The sequence below is a fragment of the Thermoplasmata archaeon genome (genome assembly GCA_038874435.1).
Taxonomy (GTDB): domain Archaea; phylum Thermoplasmatota; class Thermoplasmata; order Lutacidiplasmatales; family SKW197; genus SKW197.
The window spans coordinates 21,383-40,760 of the sequence record JAVZCK010000003.1 but is presented as its reverse complement, the minus strand read 5'-3'; the positions used below and the strand labels follow the sequence as shown (position 1 = coordinate 40,760).

Here is a 19,378-nt window from a genome sequence, read left to right as displayed (position 1 = left end):
TAGAGGGATACCATAAGCAAAAATAGCTTGGCAACCCATAACCCTAAATATCTCCTTTTTCCTTATTATCTTTGGACGCCGTCGAAGGGTCCCTCCATGAGTTATGGTGTGTCATCAATCAATGAGTTGAGGACAACCCCGGTGTCTGACACCCTCGAATGGGTCAGGGTAAGGAGCACTGGCATTGCCAGCGATGAAATTCCCTGTTACTTTCGAGGGACATTTACTATGGGATTAACCAGTTAATTTCATTGGGACAAATCACTACATCCACTGAATCTGGAGTGAAAAAACAGTTATATATTTTGTGCCTTTCCACTTCCTGTGGAAACAAAAAAATTTCCTCCAATTTTTGCGGACAGAGAAAAGGAAATTGCCATTCTCAGAAAAGCAATGAATGATTGCAAGGAAGGAAGAGGAAGCACTATTTTAATTACTGGCGAAGCAGGAATTGGAAAAACACGGCTTGCTGAAGAGTTTACGGAGATTTGTGCACAAGAGGACTTTGTTGTACTTTACTCGAGCTGTGTTGGAAACAACGAACCCGCTTATTTGCCAGTGCTTTCAGCCCTTGAAAAATATGCCAAAAAAGTTTCAGAGCAAACAGAAACATACATTCCAATCGGACTTGCGGGCTTTCAGAGTTTTGAGGTGGAGGAGAGAAATCCAAATGGGCTTTCAAAAGAGCGAACAAGAGCCCTTGAGCATCTGTTTAAGCAGTTTCTTGAAATTTCAAAAAGGCAACCAGTGCTTTTTGTCATTGATGACCTGCATTATGCTGACTCTGCAACTCTTGCATTCTTTCACTATCTTGCAAGAAACATAAAGAAGGAGAGAATCATTGCCCTTGCTGCTTATGTGGAGGATTATGCTAGTGGAGACACTTCGCTTGCCAAAACACTGAAAAATATGAATATTGAACGCCTGTACACTCTTTTGAAACCGGAGAGTTTGGGTAAAGAAGAGATACAGTTGATTGTCGAGCAATTGGGATTTGAAGAATCTGAGGAAATAGCAAAGTACATTCACGAAAGAACTTCAGGGCATTTGTTTTTTACAGTTGAATTTCTGGCTGCAATGAAGAGTATGGGAGTTAAGGACATAGAAAACATAAAAAAGATGGCCTTGCCTCCAAGCATTAAGGAAATCGTAAAGTTCCGTATCTCAAAACTGAGTGAAAAATCAAGGAAGGTTTTGGTTACCGGAGCAATCCTGGGAAGGGTTTTTGAGTACAGGGTATTGAAAGAGCTCGTGGACATAGCCGAGGAAGAACTCTTGGATTGTATAGATGAACTGATTCTCCAACACTTTCTTTTTGAGACAGATGAGGTTGAGGAGGGCTATAGATTTGCAAGCAACACTTCTCATGAAGTTGTCTATGGAGAGTTAAGTGCTTCACGAAAAAGAATCATGCACCAGAAGGCGGGTGAAGTGATAGAGAAGTATCATGGTGGCGATGAAAAATTCTGGAGTGCACTAGCATATCATTACAGGGCGTGCCACAATAAAGATAAATTTGTGGAGTACGCCGTGAAAGCAGGGAAAAGTGCTGCAAAAAGATTTGCAAATGATGAGGCAATCGAGTTTCTGCAGGGTGCCATAGAAGTACTAGGTGATGCTCCAGAAGAAGCTTCCCAGAAAGTCGAACTCCTCTGGGACCTTGCAGAGGTTCTTGAGATTGCTGGCAGGTATGACGATGCACTTGAAACTCTTAAAATTAGAATTACACACCTAACCCCAGAACAACCTGTAGAGATAGGTAAGAGTTACAGGAGCAGATGTGAGATTTACATCCAGAAAGGAGATTACGACAATGCACTGGAAGAAGTGGAGAAGGCAGAGCAAGTTCTTTCTGGCGTGGTAGGTGGAGAACTTGAGCTTGCAAGAGCCTGGAGTGAAAAAGGGGTTGTATATACCCGCAAGGGTGAATACAAGAAAGCAATTGAACTGGAGGAGAAGGCAAATGCTGTGTTCGAGCGTTTGAATGCGGAGTGGGAGCAAGGAAACGCAGTTCATAGAATTGGAACATGTTACTGGTATCTCGGAGAGTTTGACAAAGCCCTTGAGATGTACAGGAGGGCACTCGAATTTCGTGAAAAAACTGGTGATTTGCGTGGGATGGCTGGGGCATACAACAACATAGGGAATGTCTTGGGCGATAAAGGAGATTACGAGAAGGCACTGGAATTCTTGAGAAAAAGCTTGGAATTGTACAGAAAAATAGGCGACCTTTCTGGCATCGCCAGAACATATAACAACATTGGAGTTACTTGCCAAGACAAAGGGGACTATGAGAAGGCACTGGAGTTTTTGACGAAAAGCTTGGAATTGAAGGAAAAATTAGGGGACCTCTCAGGGATTTCAACTTCGTGCAACAACATTGGACTTCTTTACCATCACAAGGGTAACTACGAGAAGGCACTGGAGTTCTATAGAAGAAGCATAGAATTGTTTGAGAAAATCGGAGAGGTCTGGGGCACATCCTCAACATATTTTAACATTGGAGCTATCTATGTTGTGAAAGGCGACTATGAGAAGGCACTGGACCTGTTCACAAAAAGCTTGGAATTGAAAGAAAAAATCTGGGATGTGGATGGGATTGGATGGGCATACTATGGACTCGGTGAAGTTTACCGGAATAAGGAAGAATACGAAAAGGCACTTGAGTTTTACAAAAAAAGCTGCGAGATACGAAAAGAAATTGGGGAAAAAGGAGAGATGTGCAAGAGTTTGCTTGGTGTCGTAGAGTGTTATTTAGGATTGAATGATACCATTGCCAGTAAAAAGTACCTTGAAGAGGCAAGAACAATACTGGATGAGATTTCAATGAAAGAACATGAGGCCCTGTTTTACCAGATTTTGGGCGAACTGCTTGTTGCGGAAGGAGAGGCAGCAAAAGCAGAGGTAGAACTGAAAAAGTCAATTGAAATTTACGAAAGAACTGGAATCTTAGATATGGAGTATCATAAAACATTATTCGAGCTCGGAAAAATAAGAAAAGACAAGGCGTTGCTTGAGAAGGCACTGGCATTTTTTGAAAAAATTGGGAATAAGAACTGGGTGGAAAGGGTTAGGAAAGAAATTGAGACATTGTAATCAAATTGAGAGCATCACATTGTGCTCCCCTCCTCTGGCCACAACCTGATACGCCGGCTCAGTAAATGGAAGTTTCAGAACAATCAGTTCAGCTCTTGTGCCCCTCTCAAAAAACTCCTTCTTGCCAAGGAAAAATTTCCTTGGGGTGTCTATCGCCATTCTCAAAATCCTTTCTGGCTCTATGTATCCCTTCAGCCTGCACTTGTAAAGAAATTCCATTTCCCTAAAAATGCTTGGAACATTGAACATTGCATTGTCAGTACCGAGCATGAGCTCAACACCCTCATCCAGCATTTTTCTGACATCAGGGAAACTTCCAAACAGGAGATTACTTCTTGGACAAACCACAACTGACACATTTTTTTCAGCACAGGCAGCAAAGTCATCTGGCTCAGCTCTGCACATATGCACAATGAAGTCAGGCTTCAGGGAAAGTACCTTTTCAATGTCCTCCCTTATCCGCTCGGAAGCATGCAATGCAAACATTTTGCCTTTCTCCTTGGCCATTGAACTTAGGGTTGCAAGATAACTGTAATCCCAGTCAGAAATTGAACTCATTGCAAACCCATCGCATTCCGTAAGCAAGGTTGAGATTTCCTTTCTGGCGGAATTATCAGGTCTTCCTAAAATTTTGGCTTGAATTTTAAGCCCCTTAATTGCCTTTCTCAGATTGGCCACACCTTCGACTCCTTCCTCCCTGAAATCCACGAAACAAGCGGTGGTTTTTCCCATCTCTTCTGCACACTTCCGCATCGCTGCGATTTTTTCAGTGCGGGTCTTCTCTCTTAACATCCTAAATTTCAGCCCATTAGGGGGCGCAACTAGTGCCTCCAGTGTCCCTTTTGGCTCCTGCTCCACAATTGCATCCCCTATGTGTGTATGGGCATTCACAAACTTTGGAATCACGACGCCTGTGTAATCCTCAGATGGAGATGAGCCAGTGTTCACCTCCACAATCTCATTCTCCTTCATCTTAATGTAACCTCTGAAAAATTTCCCATTACCTTCGTAAATCATTCCACCAATGCACAGCGTTTTTCTCCTTCTTCCTGCAGTCATTTGTGGTTGACAAACAACCACAACATAAAAATATTTCCCCCTTTATTGCCCAGCATGGAAAATCCCGATTATGATGTGGTGATTATCGGTGGCGGACCCGCAGGGCTGACGCTCGGTAAAGCACTTGGAAAAAAACACAGGGTTCTGGTTGTTGAGGAACATGAGAAAATTGGAAAGCCGTTGCAGTGTGCAGGGCTTGTTTCTTCCCGAGTTCTGGAACTTACAAAACTCTGGGATTGTGTAGTGGCAAAGTTTAATGGGGCAACACTCTATTCTCCATCATGGAAGGATTTCCGTTTCTCTGCAAATACAATCAAGGCCTATGCAATAGACAGGGAAAAATTTGACGAAAAACTTGGTGAGAGGTATAGACGATATGGAGAACTTTCGCTCAATACCAAACTCATAGGTGCAAAGGTAAATGAGGGAAAGGTTGAAGTGGTTTTGAGGAACAAACATGGAGAGAAAAAGCTCACAGCAAAGGTGGTTGTGGGCGCCGATGGTGTTGTGAGTACCACACGAAAGTTATTCAAATTCAATGAACCAGAGGAATACATTGCCACCTATGGCGCAGAAGTGAAGAACTTTGGAGTAAAAGAGGTCGAGATTTACACTGGAAGAAACTTTGCACCCGGGTTTTTCGGCTGGGCGGTTCCATGCGGCGACTATGTGCGGCTGGGCATTGGTTCTGCAGAGGGGCATCCCAAACGCTACTTCGACGCACTCGTTGAAGAAATCCAGAAAAGAAGAAATGTGAAAATTGAGAAAGTTAGAACAATAACTGGAGCGATTCCACTTGGGCTCTATGATGAATTTGTAAAGGATAATGTTGTGCTTGTGGGTGATGCCGCCTGCCATGTCAAACCTATTAGCGGTGGTGGACTCTACCTCGGAATTTCTGCTGCCTTAATTTGTGCAGATGTGCTTGAGCGTGCACTCCTGGAGAATAACTTCTCCAAAAAGAGAATGGGAGAGTATCCACGGCGTTTCCTCCAGACCTTCAAGAAAGAAATTAAGTTTGGAATGAGAGCCAGGAAAGTGCTGAGAAACATCTCTGACGAGACAGTTGAAACTGCAGTTGAAATTTTGTGCTCATGTGCGGAAGCAAAAAATGTGATTGCGAAGTATGGCGACATTGACTACCCATCACTTCTTCTTAAGCCGCTTCTTAAACATTGCCCGAAACTGGTTAAACTTGCCCTTCCATCTATAAGTGATATGCTGTAGCCATGGAAACATCCCCTTGGTTTCATTGAGATAAAACATCACAGTAAGGCAGGCAAAGAAAATTGTGAGGCCAACAAGGAAGAAGAAAAGCACGAGGTTGGGTCCTGAAGAGACAGTGAATGATGTGTCTGGCAAAATCCCGTCCACGCCTAGTTTTGAAATGTTCACGCCTCCATGGTAGTTCATGTCATAGTCGGAGACATTGGTTGTTGCCTCCTTCCATTCTTCATTTGTAAAACAGCCCCTGGATTTGAGAATGTGCTGGTTTCCGTTTGGGTCATAGAAGGTGAGTATAAACCTAACAAAATAGGTTCCTTCTGGTGTCTCCCTTGCAGTGGAGATTCCAAACACGGTGTTGTACTGGTTGTAGGGCTGTCCAGCATAAACTCTCCACTCACTCCATTCCTGCCTTATTATCTGGTTTCCAGTGATTCTGAATTTTGGTGGATTTGAAATACCATCACTAAGTTTCTTGCCAGTTTCAATTGTCGCATAAAAATAAATTTCTGCAACGAGGACAATGTTATACACAGGTGTGGAATAATAATTCCTTATTGTAAAGTTGAGAATCCCATTTTCACCAGGTTTTATCACTGGCGTGGTGAAATTACCAAAAAGCTTGTTTACCTTGCCAGGTGCTGTGTAGTCCTCACCGTAAGCAATCTGGCTCGTCTGAAAGGAAATTATGGCAACAGAAAGAAGTAAAGTGGCTATGAACAACACTCTTAGCCGATGCATTGTGGCGTGATTAGGGAAGGAGTATTTTAATCCTTTTCCTAACGGTTTGGTTTGTTTCTCCCCTTCAGATGGAATTTTATATAAGAACTGCTTACCCCGAAATGAAAGAAGGTGGTTTAATGGAAAAACTCAAGATAGCCATACCTCTTGGCTCTACATGCTCAGGCTGCGATGTGGCAATTCTTGATACAAACGAAAAAATTCTGGAGCTTGCTGAAAACGCTGAGATTGTGTTCTGGCCCACTGCAATGGATTTCAAACTCGAGGATTTTGAAAAGTTTGGAAGCAAGGAAGTTGATATAAGCATCTTTCATGGGCCAATAAGAACTTCTGAACATCTGCATGTTGCAAAGCTGGCAAGGGAGAAATCCAAGCTGGTTGTTGCCTTTGGTGCCTGCGCCTGCTTTGGAGGTGTTTTCGGGCTGATTAATCTCTTCAACAAGGAGGAGATGTTTGAAGAAGTTTATAAAAATACTGTGACAACGGAGAATCCAGATGGTACAAAACCTCAGGAAAAAATTGTGCTGGATGGAATGGAACTTACAATGCCCGAATGGTTTGATAGTTCAAGACCGCTCAACGCTGTTATTGATGTGGACTATTATTTGCCAGGTTGTCCACCATCTCCAACACTAATCTCTCAACTCATTGATATTGCAATTGCTTATAGAAAGACTGGTGAGTTGCCAAAGAAGGGCACGGTAATTGGAAGCCAGAAATCGCTATGTGATGAATGCCCGAGAAAGCGAGATAACAAGGCAATATTTGACATTTACAGGGTGCATGAAAAAACGCCTGAACCAGAAAAATGTTTGCTTGAGCAGGGCATAATTTGTCTTGGACCGGCAACCAGAGGTGGCTGTGGAGTGCAATGCATCACTGCAAACATGCCCTGCAGGGGATGTATGGGCCCATTGCCCAATGTTACTGACCAGGGCGCTAAAATGCTCTCTGCTCTTGCCTCAATCGTAGGCGTTGGTAAGGAGAAAGAACTGGGTGAAGCTAATCTGCAGAAAATCCTTGATAAAATTGTGGACCCAGTAGGAACATTCTACCGCTATACACTACCCTCCGGTATTGTTAATAGAAATATAAAGAAGCAAGGGGGTGACTAAATGAAGTCAAAGAAAATCACAATTGAACCCATAACAAGGCTTGAAGGCGAGGCAAAAATCTCAATCTTTCTGAATGAGAAGGGAAATGTGGAGAATGCTTTCTTCCAGGTTGTTGAACTTCGTGGTTTTGAAAAATTCTGTCAGGGGAGGCCAGTTGAGGAAATGCCCAGAATTGTGCCAATGATTTGCGGTGTTTGCCCTGGCCCTCATCACATTGCCTCTGGTAAAGCAGTTGATGCTGTGTTCAACGCAGAGGTGCCGGAAACGGCGAAGAAGCTGCGAGAGCTTTATCTCTGTGCTCATACCGCCCACAGCCACATTCTTCATTTCTATGCGCTTGCCGCTCCTGATTTTGTTGTCGGTCCTGATGCACCGAAGGAGAAAAGAAACATCCTTGGCCTGATTGAAAAGGTTGGACTGGATGCAGGAAAGATTGTGATTAAATATCGTGCCCATGCCCAGAAAATCCAGCAGATGCTTTCTGGTAGGGCGACACATTCTGTCTTTGCAATTCCAGGTGGTGTTTCCAAGCCCCTTGATGAAACCGAGCGAATTCAGATTGAAGAAATGGGTAAGGAAATGGTGGAATATGGGAAAAAGTCGCTGGAGATTTTTGAGAATGTGGTGCTGAAGAACAAGGACTATGTGGACTTGATAATGGGCGATGTTTACAAGCTTAAAACCAATTTTCAAGGTCTCGTAGACAAAGATGGAAAGGTTGCGTTTTACGATGGCATTTTCCGTGCGATAGATACCAAGGGAAATGAGATAGTCAAGTATGATGGCAAAGAATACTATAAGCATCTGGGTGAACATGTGGAACCATGGTCATCTTTGAAATTTACCTATCTGAAGGCGATTGGCTGGAAGGGGTTTGTGGATGGGGATGGAACAGGGATTTACCGCGTAGGGCCACTGGCAAGAATAAATGTTGCAAATGGCTTTACAACGCCTCTGGCAAATGAAGAATACAAGAAATTCTTCGAGGTCTTCAAAACAAGGCCAGTGCAGAACACACTTGCATATCACTGGGCGAGATTGATTGAAACCCTCTATGTGAGCGAAAGGATTCTGGAACTTGCATCAGACAAGAGCATTACTGCAAAGGATGTTAGAGGCAAACTCGGAAAGCCAGGTGAAGGAGTTGGGTTTGTGGAAGCCCCAAGAGGTTCGCTCTTCCACCATTACTGGGCTGATGAAAATGGAATAATTAAGAAGGTTAACTTGCTTGTGGCAACAGGTCATAACAACGCAAGTATGAATTTGGGCATCGCAAGAACTGCGAAAGCCCTAATAAAGAACGGAGAGGTAAGTGATAAACTGCTGAACATGGTGGAGATGAACTTCCGAGCTTACGACCCCTGCCTTGCCTGTGCAACTCACACATTGCCTGGCACACTGCCAATAACAATCACAATCTACGATAGCCAGGGAAAAGTTTTGAGGGAGATGGGCAATCTCCCCTAGTTTGTATTGCTCCTATCTTGCGTTCCCTTCTGTTTCTTTCTCTCTTTGAGCAGCATATAGCTAAGGAGAATGATTACTAAGAGAAGCACTGTGATAATAGCAACCACCGCAGCAAGGTTTGTGGCATAGAAAGGTGGTGGAATTGATAGGAGAGCGACTGTGTAATCCCTGTCTTCGTGAATGTCAAGCTCTATTTTATAGTGGTCCTCCACAGGCGTGAATTCTTCTGTACCTCTGTAGCCTACATAAAGGGAGTAGTTGCCAGATGGCACTCTAAGAATGCACTTCCCGTCAATATCAGTAGTGTTTAGACCAAAAATTGTGTCACCTGTGTAGAGTGTGCACACTGCACCAGAAAGAGCCTTTCCATTTGCATCACATACAAAGAGAGAAAGATAATAAACACTGCAGTTGAGCGCTGTTACATTCGTTAGAATGTCCTTAACTACATGGTTATCTGAATAAACCAACACTCCATGCCAGTAAACCTGTATCTTAGCAGTAATAAGTGGTAATCTGAGAGTAACATTCCCATTTGGATCTGTAAATCCATAGTCAATCACAAAACCAGTCGCATCGTCCATTGCAATTACTTGCGCCTGAGACAACCCAATTCCATGGTTGTCGGAAGCAATAAATTTCACATTAAATACCTCTGCGACCAGTGTGTAGGGTGGTGGAGAGTTGTGGTCTATCCGCAAAAGAGTACGCCCGACTTCCAAACCTTTCCACATTATTCTAACAGAATAGTTTCCAATCGGCATCTGGGCAAGCAAAGGGTTGTTAAGAATCATTCCTGCCATATCTGTTTTAAGCTCAATAATCTCTGCATTTAGCTTGGTAAGAAATACCAGAGCATTTTCTAGAGGTGTTCCATCTCCCGTCAAAACCTTCAGATCTACTCTGTAGACCTTGCAATAAATCACAATCGTACCTGAGAAATTTTCTGGTATCTCTGTAGAATTTGTTGCCACAAGTTGTGATTCAAAATAAACGAGGATTGTGTAGTTGCTTGGAAAGAGGAATAGGGTAGTATTCCCTTGCTCATCCGTTTGGTTTTGTGCTACAGGTTTTGATGTGTAGATTGCAACTATAGTAGCATTTTTCAACGGCTTGCTATTAGCATCAAGACAGGTGAAATTCACATTAACAGGAAATCCACCGATGAAGAAATATGTCACACCAGTATCTGGGTATGGACCATAATCAAATTGCTGGAGATGCGTGTACCAGTAATACCCATTTAAGTCCAACGCCCAGACAATTATCTGATATTTTCCAGATGATAAAGATGAATAGTTGAAACTGTAGGCATAAACAGAGAGAAAACTTTTATTGTTTCCGCTTACTCTTTCCATTGTGCAATTGTTCAACCAAGGAATCACATTCCCAGCCGCATCCTTCACAGTGATTGTCACATAGTATATGTCATACCCGCCATAGGGGTCTGTTATGTTCGCCTCAACAATAATCGTGGTATTGTTTGATAGTGGACTGAACCAGTTTGTTGGATGTCTTTCTGCATCATAGGTGGTTATTACCTCGACACGGATTGACTGGCAAGTTTGTATAATAATTCTAGAATCATAGTTGCCTGTGCCAAACCAAAGAAAATAGTAGTTACTGGCACCGCCGCTGAGCGAGATTCTTGCCCTCAGAGAATGGCCTTTTTCAACTGTCCAGTTTATGTCTGTAATTGTGACACCGTAGGCAGCACGATTAGTGGTGAGAACCAAGGCAACCTGGGCACTGCCAATCTGCGTGCTTGTCTCTGTTCCATCTGCAGCAATGTAGGACACATCGTACAGTGTGACCGCAAAATTTCCATTGAAGTTGTTGCTCGTTGCGCTCATGTTCATGTAGAAAATTACTGATACATTACCAGTTATCGTGATGTTGTCTGCAAGCTGGGGATAAAGGTAGAAGTCGACAACAACACTGCCCCATCTTGCTATGCTTTCCTGCTTGCTCCCCAGAATGGTGTTATAAATATAGGTTGTGGAATAGTCAAACACATACTGGCTTACAGTTTCATTGTGGAAGTAAAAGGTCATGTTTTTCAACTCACCATATCCCGCTGGCGTTATAATAGAACTTCCCATACTCCCAGGGAGAGCGGGAACAACTAGCATTCCAACCACAAACCAAAGTAGCACATTCATTATTGTTATTGTTTTCATTTTGAGCACCTCCTACATTAGATTTCTGCGATTTTATTAAGTAATTTTTGGTGCAAAAACCGAACTGTTTGGTACAAAAACAGAACTAACTTAAGGATTTTGTAGTGTCCTTCTGCTCAATGTCCAATCAGAAAGTTTTAAAACCATCCGTGTTATCCTAAGAGGCGGTGTAACTCATGGACATGAAAATAAATCTAATCTCAAAAGAGAAGCAGAGCATTAGATTCGAAATTCTAGGTGTAGATGAGACAATTGTGATGCCGCTCATAGAAGAGATTCTTAATGACCCACATGTAGAAGAGGCAAGAGCAATAAGACCCCACCCTTACATTTCAAACTACGAAATATATGTGAAGGTAAAGGATATAAAGGAGAGTAAGCCCCAGACAATAATAAAGAAGGCGGCGAAAAACCTGGAGACAAAATTTTCTGAACTGCACGATTCAATTAAGGATGCGAAAATCTAAGGGCATGTGAATGTATCTACATGTAGGATACCATTTGCACGGTTATCAGCCAGGCGATGTAATTCTGCTAGAGGATAACTCCCCTTTTGAACCAATCAGATACATAGAAAGAAAATCTCCACTTACTCTAGAAGTTGCTGGGAATGTGGTTTATGGAAATAACTGGACTGATGCAGTTCTTAACGGGTACCGATTATTTCCAGAAGCATTCAATAAACTCGGTGGAAAAGATGAAAAGGTGGTTTCGGTAGACATTGAGCCCTTCACCCTCGTGTGTTATGCAAATAAATTTGGAATTGCTGCATTACTCGAGTTGCTTTCGATTTTCAACAAAAATGTGGATTTCGTGGCTACGCCACCATTCCATCCTCCACTTTCGCTCATGCATAGGTTTGATCAAACGATAGTTGCGAGAGCAATGTGGGACCTCACCCTCACCGTTTTTGAAAAATACAGAAAGGAAACAGACGGAGTTCAACCCTATGGGGTCTGGCTCCCTGAAAACCTCTACACACTCGAGACCGCACACATAGTAACTGAGAGCTTTGCTTCGCTTTTCTATCATCACCCGCATCTCAGAGGAAAAAAACCGAAGTTATTTTTTATTCTGGACAAACGCCAGTTTATTGAGCCAAAGTTTGAGCACTATCTCTACTCACTCAATTACATAGAAGTGGCAGATACAAAGGTGTTCGTGTTCGGAAGAAATCCAGAAATAAGTGATGTATTCGCATTCAGTAGGACAGATACTACAACAGATGAATTTGTGAAAGATATGATTAGCAAAATTAAGATGAAAAGGGACGAAATCAAAGAAACAGAACAAATTCCATATCTTATTACCCTTTCTAGCGACCTGGAAAGTTTAGTTTCGAATGGAAAACAGATTGAGAAGTTCAGAACATTGATGCCCTCACTCAAACATGAGGGTATTACTCCTACAGCAATATCTGAATATATTCGCCTCAAACTGAATAACGGACTTAAAAGATGGGAAGGAGAAGGTGAGACAAGGGATTTTTATGCAAAGATCAAGGAAAATTCCAGTTGGTCAGATTATGCGGACACGCTGATTGATGGAAAAACCTCGGACACACGATGGATTGGAATGAGAAGGGCAGATGGCAAGGTGATCTCAAGACGTGTGGGAAAATACAAAATAAGCCAGATCTGGAAGCAAGGATATAACCAGTTTCTTTACATAATCACCAGAGCAGTACGAAACAAGGCCTTTGAGATAATCTCTTCTGAGACGGGCGTAAAAAACCAGGATTTGATCAGTAACTTTCTTGTTCTTTATAATCGCATCTATTTCAGGCCTATATATCTAGCTGCAGGTGTTGACAAATCCAATTTAAGATATGAAGAGATTGCTGCCCAAACAATTGGCTTATCTGGAAATCACGAAAGAATCGCAAGGGCTGCAAGGGCCTACTACAACGTTCTAGCTGCAAATCGCTCATGCTCTAGGTTCTGGGACATAATTGATACACGTGTGACATTCCAGAGCACCGTATATGCAGCCCATGCTATAATTGAGCTCATGAAATTATGCTGGGACGCAGAACAAGAAAGGGAGAAACTGTTCAATCTTTTTACGCTAGAATTTCTTAATTTCAGATCAAATTTTGGAAAGTTCGGACTTGGCTCCCTTTATGGGGCAGAGGGTTGGGAAGTTACTGAACCTTCCTGGCTCGCTGCGACACAGAGTATGATTCCAGATTTAACACCATATGATGTAGTTCGACGAGCTGGGCTTTTCACCGCAATGCATGCATTACCACAAGAATTGCTTTGTAGAATTAGATACGAAAAAGAGTTTGTGCGCGCCGATACTGCTCACATCCCTGGTGAAATGCACGGGAAGTGGGAGAACCCCAAATACTGTGAACACAGGAGTTGATGGCCCCAATAAATCGACCCTTTTATAACTGCGTAATGCTCCTACTAGCTCTTTTCACCCTCTCATTATCAGGGTCATTCTGCATGGCAATTTTCATGTATTTTTTTGCTTCCTCAAAATTTCCCAACTCATGCAAAGACATTGCATGCTCTGCAATCAATTCTGCTGGTGGATTTTCACGTTTAGATATGTAGTTCTCAACCAAGCTTACCGCTTCCTTTGCCTTACCACTTTTTCGAAGGATTTCTGCAAGTGCGGTTACGAAATTTGGATTGTCTGCATCTTTCTCAACGGCACTTCGAAGCAATTCTTCTGCCTTCCCGTATTTTTTCATAGTCCCATAGATAACAGCGGCAAAATAGCATACATTTTCATCGTCTCCCTTGACCTTTAACACGAAGCTCAAAAATCGAATTGCTTCCTCAAATTTCTTTCTATGAGCAAGTTCAGCTGCATATCTAAGATAGTCCTTCAACGACTTCTTTCTTTCTGGTAGTTTTGAAAAAATTTCTGTAAAGTATATGGAAACCGCGTTTGCCTGGGAAAAACATGCCGCAGCCTCACTTTCCAAGCCGAGCTTCATAAGAGCAAGGCCTTTACCATACAATGCATCCTTGTTCTCAGGCTGGAAAGCAAGGGCATACTCAAAGCATTCTATGCTGGACAATGGCACATCTAGAAAATAGAGCAGCAAACCCTTTATGACCCACGCCTCTGCATTCTCACGCTCTTTCTCAAGAAGGGCATCTATGGATTCAACTGCTTCAAGCCAATAGCCCGCCATCGCCGCAGTAATCGTAGCTTTGATGTATGTTTCTGGTCTTTTTGAATGTTCTGCAGCTTTTCTATAGGCAGTACTAGCATCTCCGTAATTCCCTGTAGCTTCAAGTGCGTTGGCAAGAATCAGAAGTGCATCAAGATTATCTGGCTCTTGCTCAAGAACTTTTTTAGCGAGTTTAACAGCAGGTTCCCACTTCTTTTCCAAAAAGGCCTTTCTCGCTTGTTCAACTGTTTCTGTAATCTCCACCGTTCCTTTAAATTCTGTAGAGGGCTCTGGAAATATTGTGTTAGCAAATTTCTGATATTCCTCCAGTGTAGAAAAAATTCTAAGGCGAAGAAGGTTAAGCACCGTGGTTTTTCTTGAAGCACTAGGTACTGGTTTTGGCTCAATTTCGATCTTTCCATGTCTCATTCGTTCTATCAAGGCACCTCTACCAATCCAGGCATCACTGAATGTGGGTTTAAGCATAATTGCTGTATCTACTTCTTCAATGCTCTTTACATACTCGCCCATCTCCATGTATATCTTGCTCATCTGATAATGTGCCTCGGCAGAATTTGGGTTCTGTTTAAGGAGCGTGTTAATAAGTGCTATTGCTTCCTCAAATCGTTTGGCTCTGGTAAGCACATTTGCTGCATTTAAATATGCGGTCTCATAGTTTTTATCAAGCTCAATTGCCTTCTTGTAATAATCTAATGCCTCTTCAATTCTCCCCATGTTGAAGAGCACATTGCCCATGTTGTTGTATAGTCCTGCGGTTTTCTGGATACTTTCTGCCCTATGAAAATGTTCCAACGCAGTGCTATGTCTCCCGAGTTTAGTAGCTGCGATGCCTGCACCAATCAAAATCTCCATGCTGCTAGGAAAATCATTTGACGCACTAGAAAAGAGCCGATAGGCATTTTCATTCAACCCCATTCTCAGAAGAGTCATTCCTTTCCTCACGATCAGGTACTCATTTTTTGGGTCAAGTTTTAAGCCAGTTTCATAATGCTCTATTGCCTCATCAAACTTGCCTGAAACATACTTCGCATCTCCAAGAATGATTGCACTATCCAACTCTCGGCCATAGCTTGTTATGAGAATGTGCTGGAAGACCCCAAGAAGCGAAATGAGGGCTCCACCGAAAAGGACTATGCTGTCACGTACGGAAAAGGTGATGTTCTCATACCAGTGTTTTGAAACCGCAAAGATGAGTAGAATGTTCCCGATTACCCATAGCATCAGAACAGCAGTGTGCTTGTTCTCAAATTCTGTGAGTTTGGCTACTAGGTAAGCACCTGCAGCAAGCAGGATGACACCCATAAAAAAGAATGCACTGTGAGGAAAGATAAGGACATCGGTACCGAAGCTGTGGAACAGGGCTTCAGCAGACAAAAGACAGAGTCCGCTGACGAAAACAATGTTTGCGGGTGCAGCAATCCCACGCAGTGAGAGGGCTTTCCTTAGGGCAAGAAGGGTGAACAGAAAGGCGAGAATGCAGAGCAAAAGCATTGTGAGAGCATAGCCAAAGAAGATTGTTGTGAAAAAATCACGGAAAAGGTAGTAAGTAAGGAGCGAAACCAAAATTGTGAGCTGAAACACGAGGGCAGTGCTGTTTAGCCATTCTTTCTTTGTGAAAAAGTGTCCGATAACATTCTGCCAGACCACAACCACAGAATTACGACTGCGTAGATAAAGGTGTCGGAAAAGGAAAAAAGGGTGTTGGAAAAAGATTTAGAGTTTGCGTTTTCTAACTACAAAAACTAAGGCGACTATACCAACAAATATGGGATAGAACACGCTCATTCTATGGTAATCTAATTCAGAGATGTACGTGTTTGGAGAAACACCACTTGGCAGTCCGTTTGCATAATATGCACTTGTAAAGGTTTGAGACCCTGAACCTGTTGGATTACCCTCTGGAAATGAATTCCAAACATTGCCTGCTTCTTCCCATTGTGCGAAAACCATGATTTTAATTTGGGAAGACGATGTAGCATCTATATCGCTCAAAGGAATGGCGATCTCAGTGTTCTTGTTTCCACTCCAGCCAATGAAATTGCTGCCACTATAGGTGGTCCCACTCCATTGGGTTGTGTACGCATCTAACCCATTGTTACCCGGGGCTCCATTTTCAACCCAGAACACGAAATCAGCTTCAAATGGCAGTGTGTGTGTCAGATACCAATCCTTACTTGTGGTTGTGCCTCCTGTCTTAGTGTCCAAATAGATAAACAAATCTCCTTCTGAAGTCCAGTCTGTTCCAGTCCATCCAATATAAATATTATTCTCATCCCAAGTAATATATAGGTTCTTACCGTTTCTTGTTGCGATAAGTTCATCAGATTCCCAGTCACTCATATCCCCGTTTACATTGATTGTGTTGTATGTTGTTCTCCCATGACCATTCATTCTGAATATCACACTTGTCGTGTCCTCCCCAATCCAGTCGCTCATTGTCACTGTGTATGTGGTAATCTGTCCATCTGCAAATGGTATGCCAAGCTCAAGTTCCCCTGCTGCACAAGCAACTGTCAAGCTTGCTGTTAAGCCCGTGCTCTCTGTCCAAACCATTGCCTGTATATCTTTCTCCAACACCTTCTTGCTAAGAACTACACCATCTTTACCCACAACTTGGATCGAATACTCCTTCCCCACTGCACTCACTGTAAAGTTGATGTAAAGGTAATCGTAAATGTCCACCTCTTCAATTGGTGTAGGTGTGCCACTCTGACCTCCACCTGCTACTCCTCGATACACCTGTGTCAACCCTGCCATTATTTTATCACCATAGACCTTTGCATAGAAGTACACATTGTTTGTGTCGTTCGTGTACTTTGTTGCATTTATGTCTATGTTTGAATTCGCTGGTAGAGTCGTTGGAATCATAGCCACATCTCCCGCAGGGTCATCATCTCCCTGAATTCCTGCCCAATCTCCAAATGCTCCATCGATTATTATTCCTGTGGGTGCACCAACATACACCACTTTACTTTCCCCATAAACCTTTACAGTGCCTTCAACTGTGGCACCAGCAACCTTCAATCCAATTGAATTGTTAGCAATTCCACTCACATCTGCAACGACCTTAAAAGTAAGGTCTCCAGTCGTACCCACTGCACGATTCAGCGTGGCTGTTGTCTCTATTGCTCCATCACTGAAGCTCGCAGTGCCAAGCTCCGCATTGTTTGCATCAACCACTCTCACATTTAGCACTCCGTTGTAGCCACCTGCCCTTTTCAGCGTCAATGTCTTCAGCTCAACATCTTTCCCATATGCTCTTGCATTAACTGTAAGAAGCGTGGTGCTGGCATCTGGCTGTACTATCTCGTCCGCAATGCCAACCTGTGTGAGTGCCACACCTTTCATTTCTTTGTTGAATGGTATGATACTCTTCCCCGTCTTGCCATCCGCATGCTGTGCTAGAATGTAAACTGTCGGCTCAGCATTTCCAATATCGCTCTTCTTTATCCTACCTTCAAGTGTTCCAATACTTGCCTTTGCTTCAATTGAACCCTTTGGTGCCCATTTCCAGCTTGTGCCATCGCCCTGATATTCGGAAAGCGATGTAGAAACCACATTTCCCTCACTACCAGAAATCTCAACCTTGTACTTTGCATTTATTCCATCAAATCTATAGCCAGCTTGTCCTGTATCTAGAAACAGCACAACGGTGTCCCTTTGATTCCCACTGCTCTCAAACACTGCACGAGGGCTTTGCACTTCCAGATAGAAATACACATACTTTTCATCTACATCGATCGCATACTTCGTTATTGGCACATCCATTCCAGTTGGCACCTGCTCTATTGATGCCTTACCAGCCCAATCATCTAGATTTCCATCTATCTTTCGCTGCTCTGAAGGTCCAAGTAAAATCATTATTGGAGGGATGAGTAGAACTATGAAGACGAGAATTGCAAGTCCTGCTTTCATGTTTGTGCCGTTGGTACCCCTATTTCTACCGTTAGTTCTTCTCTGTCCATTACCATTAGTCATACCAGAACCATTTGTAAGCCCGTTTACAGCGCCTACCCTTCTAGACCCGCGCTCACCATTTCTATGGTTCATTTGCCCATTATTTGCGCTCATCAATACTGCCATATCATTTTCCTCCTGTAAATTGTGCTCTCATAAAGGTTAGATATATATAAAACTATCATGCATGCAGACACTAGTGCGGAATACCATAAGTAATCTAATGATTAGCATGTTCCATCTATAACCCTTTCCCAGTCCTTCATAAGAACTTCTGGTGTTCTGTTCGTGAGGAAGAACTCTCGTCCATTTCTTGAAAGGTTCTCCAGCATTTCTGAGCTGCATTGCCGTATCTTTTCTGGATAATCCTCCCTATCTGCCAAAATAACTAAGTTTATAGGGATCCCTAATCCTCTGAATGCAAGGGGAGTACATACAACTGGCAGTCCGTACGCCATATACTCAATTATCTTTCCACAAATCCCACTCCCATGAAATATTGGTGCAATTGCAATTCCACATTTTTCTAGAATTGTTTGTTTAACTGTTTTTGGAACAAAGCCATGGACTTGCACATTTTTTCTTGGCTTCTTTATGTGTTTTCCTGCCTCCCCAATCAAATGAAATTGATACTCCGGCATTTCTACTGCAAGAACATTATTAATGAACTCAACTGCCTCAATGTTTGCAAAGTAAGTGCTCCCCATAAATACAATATTTTTCGGATCTGCATATTTTCTTGTGTAATTTTTATCAGGTATGTCAACCGCAAATGTAAAATTTACCAATATTTTTGTTGGATTTGTTTTATAGAACCGTACGAATTCTTCTGCATCTACAGGAGATAACGCAAAAATATACCTCGCCCTATTGACCATATTTCTTTCGATATCATATATATTTTCAAGAAGGTATTTTTTAGTAAAAAAATCAGTATATACCTGTCGTTTTAAAAAATATTCTAGATTGTGTGCATTATATATTATGAGTTTATTTTCTGAAATATATGGTAAAACTCCGGCATGCCAACATCCTTCAAACACAACGACATCAGACTCTTCTATTTTTCTCAATGCAATTTTCCTGAATATGGCTCTTTTTTTCGCACTAACACTTAAAAAGTAGTCAAGTGTAGGTTTTTTGAAAAGTTTATATGTAATTGCACCAATAAAAAGCGAGAAATAATCAGGTATTTCAACAATAGTAACATGCTTTGCAATTTTTATGGTTCTACTCTCGGTAATCATGCCACCAAAGGATATAACTTCCACACTGTATTTTCTTCCCAGTTCTTTTGCTAGATTGTGCACATGAAGTGCAAATCCAATTTTAGGATTAGCTGTTAAGTCCTTTGTGATTATGCACACCTTTTTCATACTAATGCT

12 protein-coding genes are annotated in these 19,378 nt (G+C 42.4%); 6 read left to right on the top strand and 6 right to left on the bottom strand.

The window, feature by feature from the left end:
- Positions 1–324 precede the first annotated feature (324 nt).
- Positions 325–3,096: a tetratricopeptide repeat protein gene (locus QXD64_01840; protein ID MEM3396055.1), complete on the top strand. Its 2,772-nt coding sequence runs from the start codon at positions 325–327 to the stop codon at positions 3,094–3,096.
- Here QXD64_01840 and QXD64_01835 read toward each other — a convergent pair whose 3' ends face one another.
- Entirely contained in the window at positions 3,097–4,155 is a 1,059-nt protein-coding gene (locus QXD64_01835) for an amidohydrolase family protein (protein MEM3396054.1), read from the bottom strand. It lies immediately after the preceding gene.
- A 54-nt stretch (positions 4,156–4,209) separates the two neighbouring features.
- Here QXD64_01835 and QXD64_01830 point away from each other — a divergent pair, with 54 nt between their 5' ends.
- The gene (locus QXD64_01830; protein ID MEM3396053.1) at positions 4,210–5,382 is read left to right on the top strand and encodes an NAD(P)/FAD-dependent oxidoreductase; all 1,173 of its coding nucleotides are present in this window, start codon (positions 4,210–4,212) and stop codon (positions 5,380–5,382) included.
- Here QXD64_01830 and QXD64_01825 read toward each other — a convergent pair.
- Positions 5,302–6,120 (bottom strand): hypothetical protein, encoded by an 819-nt coding sequence (locus tag QXD64_01825; GenBank protein MEM3396052.1) that lies wholly within the window; start codon positions 6,118–6,120, stop codon positions 5,302–5,304. The two genes, QXD64_01830 and QXD64_01825, sit on opposite strands and share 81 nt — an antisense overlap.
- A 119-nt stretch (positions 6,121–6,239) precedes the next feature.
- Here QXD64_01825 and QXD64_01820 point away from each other — a divergent pair, with 119 nt between their 5' ends.
- Together QXD64_01820 and QXD64_01815 are read left to right on the top strand one after the other, a co-directional pair.
- A complete protein-coding gene (locus QXD64_01820) occupies positions 6,240–7,235 on the top strand; it encodes an oxidoreductase (GenBank protein MEM3396051.1) in 996 nt (331 codons plus the stop codon).
- Positions 7,236–8,702, top strand: coding sequence for a Ni/Fe hydrogenase subunit alpha (locus QXD64_01815; GenBank protein MEM3396050.1), 1,467 nt, complete (start codon positions 7,236–7,238; stop codon positions 8,700–8,702). It abuts the gene before it with no gap.
- Here QXD64_01815 and QXD64_01810 read toward each other — a convergent pair.
- Positions 8,699–10,882 (bottom strand): hypothetical protein, encoded by a 2,184-nt coding sequence (locus QXD64_01810; GenBank protein ID MEM3396049.1) that lies wholly within the window; start codon positions 10,880–10,882, stop codon positions 8,699–8,701. The two genes, QXD64_01815 and QXD64_01810, sit on opposite strands and share 4 nt — an antisense overlap.
- Before the next feature lie 176 nt (positions 10,883–11,058).
- On the opposite strand from QXD64_01810, the gene QXD64_01805 reads away from it, so the two are divergent.
- Positions 11,059–11,349 (top strand): RpoL/Rpb11 RNA polymerase subunit family protein, encoded by a 291-nt coding sequence (locus tag QXD64_01805; protein ID MEM3396048.1) that lies wholly within the window; start codon positions 11,059–11,061, stop codon positions 11,347–11,349.
- Positions 11,350–11,359: 10 nt separating this feature from the next.
- Complete coding sequence (locus QXD64_01800) at positions 11,360–13,252, top strand: hypothetical protein (GenBank protein MEM3396047.1); 1,893 nt, start codon at positions 11,360–11,362, stop codon at positions 13,250–13,252.
- 22 nt (positions 13,253–13,274) lie between these two features.
- Here QXD64_01800 and QXD64_01795 read toward each other — a convergent pair whose 3' ends face one another.
- From QXD64_01795 to QXD64_01785, 3 genes are all read right to left on the bottom strand, one after another.
- A complete protein-coding gene (locus tag QXD64_01795) occupies positions 13,275–15,683 on the bottom strand; it encodes a tetratricopeptide repeat protein (protein MEM3396046.1) in 2,409 nt (802 codons plus the stop codon).
- 66 nt (positions 15,684–15,749) lie between these two features.
- Positions 15,750–18,119: a hypothetical protein gene (locus tag QXD64_01790; protein ID MEM3396045.1), complete on the bottom strand. Its 2,370-nt coding sequence runs from the start codon at positions 18,117–18,119 to the stop codon at positions 15,750–15,752.
- Between the two features lie 101 nt (positions 18,120–18,220).
- Positions 18,221–19,369 (bottom strand): glycosyltransferase family 4 protein, encoded by a 1,149-nt coding sequence (locus QXD64_01785; protein MEM3396044.1) that lies wholly within the window; start codon positions 19,367–19,369, stop codon positions 18,221–18,223.
- Positions 19,370–19,378: the final 9 nt, after the last annotated feature.

Excerpts from the sequence above, each read along its gene's own strand:
- QXD64_01815 (MEM3396050.1), top strand. The coding sequence starts at position 7,236 with ATGAAGTCAAAGAAAATCACAATTGAACCCATAACAAGGCTTGAAGGC.
- QXD64_01835 (MEM3396054.1), bottom strand. The coding sequence starts at position 4,155 with ATGACTGCAGGAAGAAGGAGAAAAACGCTGTGCATTGGTGGAATGATT.
- QXD64_01810 (MEM3396049.1), bottom strand. The coding sequence starts at position 10,882 with ATGAAAACAATAACAATAATGAATGTGCTACTTTGGTTTGTGGTTGGA.
- QXD64_01830 (MEM3396053.1), top strand. The coding sequence starts at position 4,210 with ATGGAAAATCCCGATTATGATGTGGTGATTATCGGTGGCGGACCCGCA.
- QXD64_01820 (MEM3396051.1), top strand. The coding sequence starts at position 6,240 with ATGGAAAAACTCAAGATAGCCATACCTCTTGGCTCTACATGCTCAGGC.
- QXD64_01800 (MEM3396047.1), top strand. The coding sequence starts at position 11,360 with ATGTATCTACATGTAGGATACCATTTGCACGGTTATCAGCCAGGCGAT.
- QXD64_01805 (MEM3396048.1), top strand. The coding sequence starts at position 11,059 with ATGGACATGAAAATAAATCTAATCTCAAAAGAGAAGCAGAGCATTAGA.
- QXD64_01790 (MEM3396045.1), bottom strand. The coding sequence starts at position 18,119 with ATGGCAGTATTGATGAGCGCAAATAATGGGCAAATGAACCATAGAAAT.
- QXD64_01825 (MEM3396052.1), bottom strand. The coding sequence starts at position 6,120 with ATGCATCGGCTAAGAGTGTTGTTCATAGCCACTTTACTTCTTTCTGTT.
- QXD64_01785 (MEM3396044.1), bottom strand. The coding sequence starts at position 19,369 with ATGAAAAAGGTGTGCATAATCACAAAGGACTTAACAGCTAATCCTAAA.